This window comes from Bellilinea sp. (genome assembly GCF_053501535.1).
The window spans coordinates 211537-225710 of sequence record NZ_JBRCOK010000025.1; the positions used below are offsets into that span (position 1 = coordinate 211537).

The 14174-nt window shown below is 49.6% G+C and carries 12 protein-coding genes and 1 tRNA gene; 11 read left to right on the plus strand and 2 right to left on the minus strand.

Annotation, left to right across the window (positions count from 1 at the left end):
- Positions 1-82 precede the first annotated feature (82 nt).
- The 3 genes from htpG to ACWIZX_RS02815 all read left to right on the plus strand — a co-directional run bounded on the left by htpG (position 83) and on the right by ACWIZX_RS02815 (position 5238).
- The gene (htpG, locus tag ACWIZX_RS02805) at positions 83-1963 is read left to right on the plus strand and encodes a molecular chaperone HtpG (protein ID WP_322793243.1); all 1881 of its coding nucleotides are present in this window, start codon (positions 83-85) and stop codon (positions 1961-1963) included.
- Positions 1956-2936, plus strand: a complete 981-nt coding sequence (locus ACWIZX_RS02810) for a 2-hydroxyacid dehydrogenase (RefSeq protein WP_322793244.1) — start codon at positions 1956-1958, stop codon at positions 2934-2936. The genes htpG and ACWIZX_RS02810 overlap by 8 nt, the downstream gene beginning before the upstream one ends.
- 190 nt (positions 2937-3126) lie before the next feature.
- Complete coding sequence (locus tag ACWIZX_RS02815; protein WP_448334739.1) at positions 3127-5238, plus strand: acetate--CoA ligase family protein; 2112 nt, start codon at positions 3127-3129, stop codon at positions 5236-5238.
- A 61-nt stretch (positions 5239-5299) separates the two neighbouring features.
- Here ACWIZX_RS02815 and ACWIZX_RS02820 read toward each other — a convergent pair whose 3' ends face one another.
- On the minus strand, positions 5300-5719 hold the full coding sequence (locus ACWIZX_RS02820) for a hypothetical protein (RefSeq protein ID WP_322793246.1): 420 nt from the start codon (positions 5717-5719) through the stop codon (positions 5300-5302).
- Positions 5720-5869: 150 nt separating this feature from the next.
- Between ACWIZX_RS02820 and ACWIZX_RS02825 the strand changes: the two genes are divergently transcribed.
- From ACWIZX_RS02825 to prfB, 7 genes are all read left to right on the plus strand, one after another.
- Positions 5870-5951, plus strand: a tRNA-Leu gene (locus ACWIZX_RS02825).
- 35 nt (positions 5952-5986) lie between these two features.
- Positions 5987-7432, plus strand: a complete 1446-nt coding sequence (gene tig, locus ACWIZX_RS02830) for a trigger factor (RefSeq protein WP_322793545.1) — start codon at positions 5987-5989, stop codon at positions 7430-7432.
- Between the two features lie 29 nt (positions 7433-7461).
- Entirely contained in the window at positions 7462-8067 is a 606-nt protein-coding gene (locus ACWIZX_RS02835; RefSeq protein ID WP_322793546.1) for an ATP-dependent Clp protease proteolytic subunit, read from the plus strand.
- A 58-nt stretch (positions 8068-8125) separates the two neighbouring features.
- Complete coding sequence (locus ACWIZX_RS02840; protein ID WP_322793547.1) at positions 8126-8917, plus strand: HAD-IIA family hydrolase; 792 nt, start codon at positions 8126-8128, stop codon at positions 8915-8917.
- On the plus strand, positions 8918-10006 hold the full coding sequence (gene rlmN / locus ACWIZX_RS02845) for a 23S rRNA (adenine(2503)-C(2))-methyltransferase RlmN (protein ID WP_448334740.1): 1089 nt from the start codon (positions 8918-8920) through the stop codon (positions 10004-10006).
- Between the two features lie 10 nt (positions 10007-10016).
- Complete coding sequence (ftsY, locus tag ACWIZX_RS02850; RefSeq protein ID WP_448334741.1) at positions 10017-10925, plus strand: signal recognition particle-docking protein FtsY; 909 nt, start codon at positions 10017-10019, stop codon at positions 10923-10925.
- A 20-nt stretch (positions 10926-10945) separates the two neighbouring features.
- Positions 10946-12026, plus strand: a protein-coding gene (gene prfB / locus ACWIZX_RS02855) for a peptide chain release factor 2 (protein ID WP_416181043.1) whose coding sequence is annotated in 2 segments (ribosomal slippage) — positions 10946-11011 and positions 11013-12026 — 1080 coding nt in all. Because the reading frame shifts where the segments join, the coding sequence is not laid out codon by codon here.
- Between the two features lie 4 nt (positions 12027-12030).
- Here prfB and pfkA read toward each other — a convergent pair.
- The gene (gene pfkA, locus ACWIZX_RS02860) at positions 12031-12999 is read right to left on the minus strand and encodes a 6-phosphofructokinase (protein ID WP_322793550.1); all 969 of its coding nucleotides are present in this window, start codon (positions 12997-12999) and stop codon (positions 12031-12033) included.
- Positions 13000-13232: 233 nt separating this feature from the next.
- Between pfkA and ACWIZX_RS02865 the strand changes: the two genes are divergently transcribed.
- Positions 13233-14174: 2Fe-2S iron-sulfur cluster-binding protein (locus ACWIZX_RS02865; protein WP_448334742.1), on the plus strand; the 942-nt coding region annotated here is incomplete at its 3' end.

A 14174-nucleotide genomic window follows, 5' to 3' on the forward strand; every position in this document is an offset into this window, starting at 1 on the left:
AAACTCGAATTTTGATAAAAATCTAACAAAATTCGATTAATATGGTGTCGTCAAATTCGGAATATTTTACGGAGGACGAAAGATGTCTCAACCGCTTTCAGAAGTTCATGGACAACCGATACCTTTCAAAGCCGAAACTCGTCAGTTATTGAACATCCTCATCCACTCGCTTTATACCGACAGGGAAGTTTTTTTGCGGGAGCTGATTTCCAACGCTTCGGATGCTCTGACCCGCTTACATTTCGAATCGCTGACCAACCGCGAAATCATTGACCCCGAAACTGAGTTAGCCATCTGGATCGAAACCACCCCCCAGCAAAGAGAGCTGATCATCCGCGATAGCGGAATTGGCATGAATGCAGATGAACTGGCACAAAACCTCGGTACGATTGCTCATTCTGGCGCAAAAGCCTTTTTAGAAGCGCTTCAAAAAGAAGAGGCTAAAATAAACGACATCATCGGTCAATTTGGGGTTGGTTTTTATTCCGCCTTCATGGTAGCAGAGAAAATTGAAGTCAACTCTCGCTCCTACCGCCCTGAGGATACCCCGGCGCGCTGGGTTTCTTATGGTGAGGACACCTTCACGATTGAACCTTCCGAAAAGAAAGAACGAGGAACAACCGTAAAAATTTACCTGAAAGAAGATGCCGCTGAGTTTTGTGACGAACACCGTATCCGCCAGATCATTAAGAAACACTCGGATTACATCCCTTTTCCCATTTATATTGGCAGCGATAAAGAACCCGCCAACCGCCGCACTTCTTTATGGAGGCAGCCGCCTCATCAGGTTAGCGAAGAAGAATATCGGGACTTTTACCGCCAGTTCACCCTCGATTTTCAGCAACCGTTGCATAAAATTCATCTCTCCATTGACGCGCCAGTGCAGCTGTATGCCCTGCTCTACATTGCCGCCAGCGCAGAGCGCAACCCGTTTGGTCTGAGGAAAGAAGAGGGATTGAAACTCTATGCCAGAAAAGTGCTGATCCAGGAATACTCCAAGGACCTCTTACCGCCTGCCTTCCTTCACTTTGTAGATGGGGTGGTGGACTCGGAGGATTTACCCCTCAACGTATCCCGCGAGTCGATCCAATCCAACCGGGTCATGGCGCAAATCAAGCGAATTTTGACGAACAAAATAATAGATACCCTCAAGACTCTGGCAAAGGATAAGCCGGAAGAATATAGCCGCTTTTGGCTCACCCACGGACGCAGCATCCGCGAAGCAATCGCCACCGATGACGAACTGGCTATCGCCTTACAACCGCTGCTGCGCTACCACTCCCTCAATCACCCCGAGGAGTGGATTTCACTGGAGGATTATCTGCTTAAATCGCCAGCCAGTCAGACCTGCATCTATTATCTAATCGGCGATCATCAAAAAAGTCTCGAAACCAGCCCGCATCTGGAAATCTTCCGCAGCCGTGGATTGGATGTCCTGTTCATGACCGATCCTCTCGATCCATTTGTCCTCCTGCGCATCCCGCGCTATAACGGGCATGAGCTGGTCAACGCAGCTGGCGAAGATTTGAAATTGCCCAAGGAAAGCCCTGGCGAATCTCCAACATCATCTGCAACCGACCAAAATGGCGAGGAGATTGTTCAACGCTTTAAGAATGTACTGGGTGAACGAGTTAGCGCTGTGCGCCTTTCAACTCACCCGTTGCAGGCCCCGCTCCGCCTGGTTATCCCGCAGGGTGCCATGCAACCTGAAATGCAAAAGGTTTTCCGGCTGCTCAATCAAAGCTTTGAGCCTCCCAAACCAATCATCGAACTCAACCTTCAACACCCGATTATAAAGTCCTTACTCCAATTACCAGTTGCTGCGCCGCTTCTCAATACAACCATTGAATTACTCTATGAAAACGCTTTGTTGATGGAAGGACTACACCCTGATCCATCTGAAATTGCACCACACATTCAAACTCTAATACAACTGGCCCTGGAGAAACAGGCTGATGAATAAACCACGTGTATGGCTAACCCGTTCGATTTATGAACCTGCTGTAAAAAAATTATCTGAGTATGCGGAAGTGGAAATCTGGCCGGCGGAGAATCCACCTCCGCCGGAGGTCATTGTGGAAAAAGTTGAAGGTATAGAGGGACTGTTGACCATGTTGACCGATCCAATCACCGCAGCTGTGATTAATCATGCTTCCCGCCTCAAAGTAATCAGTCAAATGGCAGTGGGATTTGATAACATTGACATTGAGGCAGCCACTCGACAAGGGATTCCGGTGGGTCACACCCCCGGTGTTTTGACAGAGACCACCGCCGATTTTGCCTGGGCTCTGCTGATGGCCGCTGCACGGCGTGTGGTCGAAGCTGACCGGGAAGTTCATCAAGGAATTTGGCGGGCATGGGGACCGGATGTACTCACCGGTGTGGATGTATATGGCGCCACATTGGGTATTATCGGTTTTGGTCGAATTGGAAAAGCGCTTGCCCGCCGTGCCCTCGGCTTTTCAATGAGAGTCCTCTACAATGATCCAAAACGAGATGAGCAGGCTGAGAAAGATCTTGGAGTGGAATACCGCGATCTGGATACGCTGCTTCAGGAATCGGATTTCATCAGTCTGCACACCTACTACACCGCTGAATTGCATCACCTCATCAACCGTCAGCGATTTGCCCGGATGAAAGATGGCAGCATCTTCATTAACACCGCGCGCGGTGGTTTGGTGGATCATGAGGCACTTCTTTGGGCGCTTGAGTCGAAAAAACTTGCCGCCGCAGCATTGGATGTCTTTGACCCCGAACCCATTCCAGGTGATCATCCTCTGTTGAAATTTCCAAACCTGATCCTTACCCCTCACATTGCCAGCGCAAGCGCCCATACCCGGCAAAAAATGGCGATGATCGCAGTGGATAATCTCATTGCCGGCTTGCGCGGGGAGCGTCTCGCTTTTTGTGCCAACCCACAGGTTTACAATGCTTAATCACCCAACAAATAATGATGAAAATACTTCAAAAAAGGGATTTTTGTTAACTCAAAATTCGTGACAAATGCGGTATCCTTATAACAGTTTGACAGACAACCTTGCAATATTCTGACCTTTGCCATTTTATCCTTTTAGCGAAGGCGACAGAATTCGAATCTATCATCATATTCTTTCAGGAGGCACACTCGTGGATCAAAAAGCTCTGGACGGCCTGCTCAGGCCAGATAAAATTGCGGTGGTGGGTGCATCTGCAACCCCCGGTAAAATTGGATACACAGTTTTGAAAAATTTGCTCGAAGGCGGCTATCAGGGGAAAATTTATCCTGTTAATCCATCCGCAACCGAAATTCTGGGCTTAAAAGTATATCCCACCATTCGTGATATCCCTGAAAATATTGACGCTGCCATTATCACCATCCCGGCAAAGGCGGTCATTTCCACCATTGATGAGCTGGGCGCTAAAGGTGCAAAGGGCATGATTGTGATCACCTCCGGCTTCAGCGAAGTGGGTTTAAAAGAACTGGAGCGGGAACTGGTTGAAAAAGCCCACAGTTATGGCATTCGCGTTCTCGGGCCGAACATTGTTGGTGTGCTCTCAAATTCCGATAAGATGAACGGCTCGTTTGCTCCCTTCCTGCCGCTGGAAGGCAAGGCTTCGCTGGTTTCTCAGTCTGGCGCGTTGTTAATTGCTATTGATGCAGCCAGTTACATTCGCCGGGTTGGCTTTGATAAGCTCATTTCCATCGGTAATATGTCCGATGTGGACTTTGCGGACCTGATCACGTGGTTGAACGGCGACCCGAACACCTCCTGTATTTCTCTGTATATTGAAGGGTTCAAAGATGGACGACGGTTCATCGAAGCAGCTCGCAACGCCAGCAAACCCATCATCGCTCTCAAAGCAGGTGTTTCGGCTCATGGCGCTGCTGCCGCCGCTTCTCATACCGGTTCGCTCGCCGGTGCCGCTAAAGTTTATGGCGCGGCTTTCCAGCAAGCCGGTGTAGTACAGGCAACCGACCTGAACGACCTGTTCAACCGCACTCTGTCTCTTTCTCTTCAGCCGCCCATGAAAGGCGACAACTTATTGGTGATCACCAATGGCGGCGGTGTAGGCGTTTTGGCAACCGATGCGGCCGAAAAATCGGGCGTGCCGCTGAAATTCGCACCGGCAGATGTGCAGGCTGAATTAAAGAAACACATGCCTGAATTTGGTTCTGCTAAAAATCCGGTTGACCTGACCGGTATGGCTGGCACAGAATGGTATCAGGCTTCTATCCGCTTTGCTTTTGCCCATCCATGGGTGGATGGTCTGGTGGTGCTCTATTGTGAAACCGCCATGACCGATCCGCTGGAGATTGCCAAGGGCATCAAGAAAGCGATTGTCGATTCTGGCGTGACCGATAAACCGGTCACAGTTTCCTTTGTTGGCGGGGAAAAATCGGAAGAAGCCATGCGCTGGCTGGTTGAAAATGGGATTCCAGCTTATGGCGCACCGGATCTGGCAGTCAACGCCATTGCTGCTCTGCGGGAATATGCGCGCATGAAAGAAATCGTAAGAGAAGAAGCCATGCCCTGTCTGGCTCAGGATCGTGAACGTGCCTTGAAAATCATCAACAAAGCCCGCAGCGAAGGGCGCGACTCACTGACCGAGATCGAGGCCAAAGAAGTATTCGAATGCTACGGCCTGCCCGTAACACCCACCCGGCTGGCGCGCAACGAAGATGAAGCCGTGGCACTGGCTCGCGAAATCGGTTACCCGGTTGTTATGAAAATCGTCTCCCCTGACATCCTGCATAAATCCGATGCGGGTGGTGTACGGGTCAATATCAAAGACGATGCCGGCGTTCGCGAAGCCTTCAAAGTCATCATGAAAAATGCCAAAGAATACAAGGCAACCGCCAACATTCATGGAATCGCCGTGCAGGAGATGGCACCCTGGGGAACAGAGGTCATCCTTGGGTCAGTGAACGATCCCACCTTCGGCCCAACCATGATGTTTGGTCTGGGCGGTATTTTTGTGGAAGTGCTCAAGGATGTTACGTTCCGCGTTGCACCGGTAACTTCCAGTCAGGCATTACGCATGTTGGACGAGATTCGCGGCGCGCCTATCATTGCTGGTGTGCGCGGCGAAGCTCCGCGTGACCGGCATGCGCTGGCGGATGTAATCTGCCAGTACTCCACCATGATCCTCGATCTGGCAGATGAGGTCAGTGAATCGGACGCTAACCCCGTGCTGGTCTATGAGATGGGTAAGGGATTGAAAGTTGTGGATGCCCGTATCATCCTCAAGAAAAAGTAAATCAGATTGATCGGAACAATAAAGGGCTGGGCATGGTAATCTACTGCCCGGTCCTTTTTGTTTATTTCTGATTTTGCAGTAATCGCTGCCAGGCGCCAACCCACGGTTGACCGATTCGATTGCGTTCGGCAACTTGAACTTTTTGCAGTTTTTGGGCAATCCGCACCGAAAACATCGCAACTTGATTCCAATCCTCTGTCCTTAATGCCTCCAGCATTCCCCGCCCAAGCTGATTAACCCACTCCCATTCCATGCGAAACCGCTCAGCTTTGACCCAATAGCCCCGCTTTTCCCAGGCCTGTACCGAAACATCAATGGTTTCGCCAATTTCAATCAAAGCCAGGCCAATAAACGCCGCCAAATCCCGCGTATTTTCATCAGCCTGTTCCTGTTTCATCAATTCCCGGATCGCTAAAACAACCCCTTTGGTTAACTGAGTTCGTTGCTTTCCGGCGCTCTCCGGGTTTATTAATCGGCTCATAGCGCTCCTCGATGATAGAAAGATTGGCGCTATTATACCAGCCCGGTTTTGGAGATAGAATAAAAATTCAAATTCAAAATTTTTGATAAGCTAACCCGGCGTTATACTCCTGTGACGTGTTAGGTGGTATAATTGGGCGCGCAAACCCGTGGGGAAGTGCTGGAACTGGCAGACAGGCATGACTTAGGATCATGTGCCGAAAGGCGTGCGGGTTCAAGTCCCGCCTTCCCCACTCAAATTAAATCATTTCTATAAAGGATGATCAAGTTGAAACTCGAAATCCAACCCCGAGATGACCATCAGGTCAATGTGATTGCTGAATTTGAGAGCGAACTTTTAGAACAGTATAAACGACGTTCAGCCCGCAAAATTGCCGAAAAAACCCGCATTCCGGGTTTCCGTCCCGGTAAAGCGCCGTATGATGTGGTGCGGCGTGTGGTGGGTGATGAGGCATTAATCGAACAAGCCATTGAAGACTTGATTGATGAATATTACCCAAAAATTTTAGAAGAAGCACAACTCAAACCCGGTGCAGCTGGAAATTTGGAGAAAATTCTCAGCCTCGATCCGCCCAAATTTTCCTTCCTTGTCCCGCTCGAGCCGGAAGTTGATTTAGGCAATTACAAAGAGATTCGTTTGGAATATACACCAGAAGTCGTCGAAGAACAGGAAATAACCGACTTCCTGAAACGCTTGCAAACCAATTATTCTACAGCGGAACCGGTTGACCGACCCGCTCAAGAAGGCGACCTGGTTTATGTCAAATTCTCCGGAAAACTCACCCATCCCGCCGATGAGCAGGATGAGGTTGTTTTTCCCGAACGACCGGCTCAATTCATTCTGGGGAGCGATTTGTTGGAAAATCGCACTTTCCCATTCCCGGGTTTTTCAGAACACCTGCTTGGGAAAAAGGAAGGAGAATCTTTCACCTTAACGCACACCTACCCGCAGGAGGAAGAAGATCCGGCTCTGCAGGGTAAAGAAGTTGAGTTTCAGGTAACGGTGCAGAGTGTAAAGTCCCTCATTTTGCCGGAATTGAACGATGAGTTTGCTCAGAACGTTGGCCAATTTGAAACCCTTGAAGACCTGAAAAAAGCCATACGCGAACAGCTGGAAAACGCAAAAAAAGAAAAAGCCGACGAAACATTTTTCAATCAGCTGTTTGAACAATTCCAATCTCAGGCAACCATCAAATATCCTCCTCAAGTCCTCGAACACGAAATCGAACATTTATTAGAGGACTTCCAACACGATTTGAGCCGACAGGGAATGGAATTGGATACTTATCTCAAAATGGTCAACAAAGACCGCGAAACCTTTATTCGCGAAGAATTGCAACCCGTTGCCCGTCGGCGGTTGGAACGTTCGTTGATCATGGAAAAATTTGCTGATGTGGAGCAAATCAAATTGGACGAAGCCAATTACCAGCAAGCCGTTCAAGACTCGCTGCGCGATTTACAATCCATTCCCATGGATAAAAAACCCACAAAGGCTGAACAAAATCAACTCACCCAAGAAGTATTGATTTACAATATCAATCGCAGGTTGAATCAAATGATTCTTGACCGCATGAAGGCTATTGCTACCGGACAGACGATTGAAGAACAACCAACCAACGAGGTGACCCCCACTGAAATCAATGCGGAAACCGAAACCGCGTCTGAGCCAGTCACCGGAGAAAACCAGACCCCGCCTGCCGAAGAGCAAAACTGAACATTACAAGATCAGCCAAAGGAGAAACTATGACCATTCCGGCATTTCAAAACATTATCCCTATGGTCATCGAAAGTACCGGCCGCGGTGAGCGCGCATACGATATTTATTCACTGCTCCTCAAAGAACGCATCGTATTCGTCGGTACCCCTATCGATGACCAGATTGCCAATCTGATTGTTGCTCAATTGCTCTATCTGAGTAAAGAAGATCCCGAAAAAGGAATTCAGATGTATATCAATTCCCCCGGTGGAATGATTTACGCAGGTATGGCAATTTACGATACGATGATGATGATTCCGAACAAAATCAGCACGGTTGCGGTTGGGGTAACCGCCTCGTTCGGTACAGTTTTACTGGCGGCCGGTACAAAAGGACAGCGCTATGCCCTGCCCCATGCCACCATTCACATGCATCAACCGCTGGGTGGCGCTTCCGGACAGGCTTCGGATATTGAAATTCAAGCCAAAGAAATCCTGCGTCTCAAATCCCGCTTGAATGAAATTCTTGCACACTGTACCGGACAGCCTCTGGAAGTCATCGAAAGAGATACGGAACGAGATTTCTACATGGACGCCCAGCAGGCAGTCGAATATGGTTTAGTGGATCAGGTTTTGATTCCACCCAAAAAGTAAATTATGTTTCTCTCCGGCAGGGTATCCATCCTGCCGGAGACACTTCTAACTATTCGACATGCTCCTCGATCACTTTCCACAACTGAAAGCCGTTATTCTGGATATGGATGGTGTCCTCTGGCGGGGTAAACAACCTATTGGGAACCTTGCTGCCATTTTCACCAAGTTTCAGGATTTAGGCATTCAGTATACGTTTGCAACCAACAACGCCACCGGTAGTATTGGACAATATGTCGAAAAATTGCGTTCCTTCGGTGTTGAGGTAAACCCAAACCAGATTATCAACTCACCGATGGCGGTTGCGTATTACCTCAAAAAGTTATACCCCCAGGGTGGGGCTGTATACCTGATTGGTGAAACCGGACTGATCGAAGCGCTCCAGGAGGCCGGCTTTTATCACTCCGAAGACGGTGTGCTGGCTGTGGTAGCCGGGCTGGATCGCCAGTTCACTTATGAGAAATTACGCAAAGCCTCCCTCCTGATTCAGAAGGGTATTCCTTTCATCGGCACAAACCCCGATAAAACTTTCCCCTCACCAGAAGGTCTTACCCCAGGCGCTGGTTCAATCCTGGCAGCTATTGAAACTGCCAGCGGAGTTGCGCCGCAAATTATGGGCAAACCTTACCCGCATTTATTTCAACTGGCCCTCCAGCAAATGGGGACACAACCGGAAGAAACCCTTGTAATTGGTGACCGCCTGGATACGGATATTTTGGGAGGAAAAAATGCCGGTTGTAAAACAGCACTGGTGCTGACCGGCGTCACCACTCTTGCTGAAGCAGAACAATGGCAGCCCAGACCGGATCTCATCGCCAACTCACTCAGCGAATTAGTCGGTGTTGATTCCTGAATGACTGAAGCAGATTTCTCTTCCCACAAACGCCTCATTTACGATCTCGATTATGCTGAACTTGAGGTCCTGATCAAAGATTGGCAGCAACCTTCGTTTCGCGCCCGTCAAATTTGGGAAGGTGTGTATAAAAATTTTTGGCGGAAAGCGGAGGAATTTACCACCCTGCCGGCAAGTCTACGTCATCAGATGGCACAGACCTTCAGGTTTTCCGCCTTAGAACCCGTTCAGGTGCTCCAATCCTCAGACCGGGAAACAACGAAAACCCTCTTTCAATTGGCAGATGGCAAAGCCATTGAAGCAGTACTCATGAAGTACGAAAAGCGTCGTACTCTGTGCATCTCCACACAGGCCGGTTGTGCCATGGGATGTGTTTTTTGTGCCACCGGTCAAATGGGTTTCAAGCGCAATTTGAGCAGCGGAGAAATTGTAGAACAGGTCATTTACTACGCCCGCCTGCTCCACGAAGAGGGCGAAATGGTTACAAACGTCGTCTTGATGGGCATGGGCGAGCCCTTCCACAACTACGAAGCCACCATGGCGGCCATTGACAGGCTCAACCATCCTCTGGGGATGAATCTGGGAGCACGCCGCTTCACCATTTCCACCGTGGGTTTAGTCCCAATGATCCGCCGTTTTGCCGCCGAACAAAGGCAGGTGAATCTGGCCATCAGCCTGCATGCTGCCGATGACGAATTGCGTACCTCCATGCTGCCAATCAATAAAAAATACCCCCTGAACGAATTGATGCAAGCCTGTCGTGACTATGTTGCTCAAACTCACCGCCGCCTGACGTTTGAATGGGCATTAATACAGAATGTAAATGACTCGGTAGAAACTGCCCGCAAACTTGCTCATCTTTTAGAAGGGCTATTGTGTCACGTCAATGTGATTCCACTCAACCCCACCCGGAAGTATGCCGGTAAAGGCAGCACCCGGGAACGTGCATTGGCCTTCAAAGCCGAACTGGAACGTCACGGAATTCCCTGTACCATCCGCATCCGGCGCGGCATTGATATTCAGGCAGGTTGTGGTCAACTGGCAATTCTTCAACCCACCAATTCATCATCCAATGCCCTTATGATATAATCATCCCGCTATGGCAGAATTATTCACCAAATGGAAAGAAGCTCTCAATCGCACCAGTAAAGCCGCGTTTGGCAGACTGGCAACTGTTTTCGGCGCAACCGAAATTGACGAATACACATGGGAAGAACTGGAAGCCTTGCTCCTTCAGGCTGATTTGGGTATTCAGACCACACAGGAAGTCATTAGCACACTTCAAAAAAAGGCGGCTCAACAAGGTGTCATTCGAGCAGCCGAATTGCGCAATCTGCTGCGAAGTGAGCTGATTCAACGCCTTGACCCAGCCCCACCTGTTGATCTCGACCACCATAAACCGGCAGTGGTTTTGATTGTTGGAGTGAACGGCTCCGGCAAGACCACAACCATTGCCAAGCTGGGTAAAAAGTTCTCCCAACAGGGGAAAAAAGTACTGCTCGGCGCTGCCGATACTTTCCGCGCCGCTGCCGTAGATCAACTGGAAATTTGGGCGGAACGGCTCAATTTACCGGTAATCAGCGGTCAACCCAGCGCCGATCCGGGGGCAGTTGCATACGATACCATTCAAGCCGCTATTTCCCGCAACATGGACATCGTCTTTATTGATACTGCCGGCAGACTGCACACCCGCTACAACTTAATGGAAGAATTGAAAAAAGTCTATCGCGTGAGCGGGAAAGCCCTGCCGGGAGCACCTCATGCCACCTGGCTGGTACTGGATGCCACCACCGGCCAAAACGCTCTGCAACAAGCCAAAGCATTCAAAGATGCCGTGCAGATCACAGGCATCATTCTCGCCAAGCTGGATTCATCCGCCCGCGGGGGGATGGCTTTTGCCATTCAGAAAGAATTGGGCATCCCCATCCTGTTTGCTGGATTGGGAGAACAACCGGATGACCTTCAACTCTTTGACCGTGAAGCTTTTGTAGATGGCATTCTTGCCTGAAGCATTGTACTGGAGGAAGTATGCAAGAACTAATAGATCAGCTGACGGATTATACCCGTCAAATCCATGATCTAATGGAGCATCTTTGACTTCGCCAAAAAGAAGTCAGAATTAGATCAACTGGAAAAACAGGCAGAAGATCCAACCCTGTGGGATAACCCCGCTCGTGCACAACAACTGATGAAAAAACTTTCTTCCTTGCGGGAAGAGGTGCACGACTGGGAAAAACTTCAGCAAAGAATTGCCGATTTGCTCGATCTGGCAAAAATGGAAGATGCGAGTCTGCTGCCAGAAATCGAACAAGAGGTGGACGACCTTCGGAAAATTCTGGAACAAAAGGAACTAAACACCCTTTTATCTGGACCGTATGATCAGGGGAATGCCCTATTGGCCATTCATGCCGGAGCCGGCGGAACCGATTCGCAGGATTGGGCTGCCATGCTTCAGCGCATGTATCTGCGCTGGGCAGAGCGTTCCGGTTACGCAACCGAAATTTTGGACATGACCGAAGGCGAAGAAGCAGGCATCAAGAGCGTTACCATCGCCGTGAATGGAAAATACGCATACGGTTACTTGAAATCGGAAAAAGGGGTACATCGGCTCGTCCGCCTTTCTCCTTTTGATGCAGCCCATCGCCGTCATACTTCCTTTGCCCTGGTTGAAGTCCTCCCAGAAATCGAGGATGATGAAGAAATCGTCATCAATCCGGACGACGTGCGCATTGACATTTTCAAATCGTCAGGAGCGGGTGGTCAAAATGTACAAAAGAATGCCACCGCGGTGCGCCTCTTGCACCTTCCCACCGGCATCATCGTCACCTGTCAGAACGAGCGTTCCCAAATCCAGAATCGCGAAAATGCCTTCCGCGTTCTAAGGGCTCGCCTGGCAGCATTAAAGCAGGAACAGCAGGAAAAAGAACTGGAAGCGCTGCGTGGTGAATACCAAAAAGCCGAGTGGGGCAGTCAGATTCGTTCTTATGTGCTGCACCCTTATCAATTGGTCAAAGATCACCGCACCGATTACGAAACCGGCAACACACAAGCCGTGCTGGACGGCGAATTGGACGGCTTTATCGAGGCTTATTTGCGCTGGAAACGTTGAGGTCTTAATCCAGCATTTTTGCCAGTTCAAACAATTTCAGGTCGATTTGTTTCTTGTTGGCGACCACTTCTTCCAGCGGGGTGGTCGCTACCTGACTTTTAATCATCCCAACCAGCACGCCGTACTCGCCTCTTTCCAAGGCTTCAACAGCACCGGCTCCTAGCCGGCTGGCCAGAATTCGGTCATACGCGCCGGGATCACCACCTCGCTGAACATGCCCCAGAATGGTCACCCGCAGGTCAAAGCCCAACCGCTCACGATGCTTTTCAAAATACGCTTCCAGTTTGGTGGCGTTATATTGAGCACCTTCTGCAACCACTACAATTGCATGGGCTTTGCCGCGTTCATAGGCTCGCACCAATCGCTGAGCAATTTCTTCCGGGTCAACCTGCACCTCAGGTATGACCACCGCCTCTGCCCCACCGGCAATGGATGCCATCAAAGCCAGATAACCGCAATCGCGCCCCATGACTTCCACAAGAAAAGCACGCTGATGAGAGGAAGCCGTAATTTTCAACCGATCAATGGCTTCTAAAGCGATATTCAGGGCTGTATCTACCCCAATGGTAATATCCGATCCGTATAAGTCGTTGTCAATGGTTGAAGCCACCCCCACAACGGGAAAACCATGTCTGTGTAATGCAAGAGAACCGGTCTGAGAGCCGTTTCCACCAATCACAACCAACCCTTCAATTCCAAACTGGTTTAAGGATCGAATTGCCTTCAACTGACCGGCTTCGGTCTTAAATTCCGGTGAACGGGCACTCCCCAGGATGGTACCACCCTTCTGTAAAATTCCGCCGACATCTCTTGCCCCCAGCGGAAAAATTTTGCCATCAATTAATCCCTCATATCCGTTACGCACTCCGTACACTTCCCAACCGCGTACTGCTGCTGTGCGAACAACAGCCCGAATGGCGGCATTCATGCCGGGTGCATCTCCCCCGCTGGTCAATACAGCAATTCTACGCATGACTATACCCTCCAATGAAACTTCTTCACGATGAAAGATGTCTGTACGATTTTAACACAGTTTTTCTGTTCTGCCGGTTTCACAATTTGGCGGGATTGTAATCTGTTTAAGGAAAAATAGATGACACTCGTGAGTAAAAAAGCGGCAATATTTCAGTAGAAAGGTAAATCCGGTTTTGTTACAATCAGCGTGGTATCGGCAGGCAAATCCTTAAACCCAGAAAAGGATTATCCATGTCATCACGCAGAGTACAAAAACACCCCATCCTGCCAGCAATTGAAAAACAATCCATCACTTTTTACTGGCAGGATAAACCCCTTTTAGCACTCGCCGGGGAAACAATAGCATCAGCCTTGATTGCCAACGACATCCATATTTTTGGTCATCATCCCAGAGACGGCTCCCCTCTGGGAATTTTTTGTGCCAACGGGCAGTGCGCTCAATGTATGGTGATCATGGATGGTAAACCGGTCAAGTCCTGCATGGAACTGGTGAAAGAGGGTTGCCATGTTTCTCCCGCAAATGGATTACCGGCTTTACCCCAGGATGATCAGATCCCACCCATGAGAGAAATTAAAACGCTTCCCATTCCGGTGTTGATCATTGGTGGCGGCCCGGCTGGATTATCCGCTGCCATTGAATTGGGCAAACACAACATTCCGGTAATCCTGGTGGATGACAAACATCGCTTGGGGGGCAAGCTGGTTCTGCAAACACACCGCTTTTTTGGTTCCACGGAAGCAGTTTATGCCGGCACAAGAGGGATTGACATCGCCACCCGTCTTGAAGAAGAAGTAAGGTGTTTACCTTCCGTTGAAATCTGGATGAACAGCACTGCTCTGGCAGTATTCGAAGACCAAAAAGTGGGTATTTTAAAAAATAATCGGGAGTACACGCTGGTTCAACCGCAGGTACTGCTGGTTGCCTGTGGCGCCCGCGAAAAATTTCTCGCTTTCGATGGAAATGCCCTGCCGGGAGTAATCGGTGCTGGGGCATTCCAAACCCTGGTTAACCGTGATCTGGTCAAACCTTGTGAAAGATTATTTATTGTCGGCGGGGGGAACGTCGGCCTGATTGCCGGTTATCATGCCCTCCAAGCCGGAATTCAGGTTGTCGGTCTGGTTGAAGCCCTGCCGGAATGCGGTGGTTACAAAGTTCATAAAGATAAACTGGCA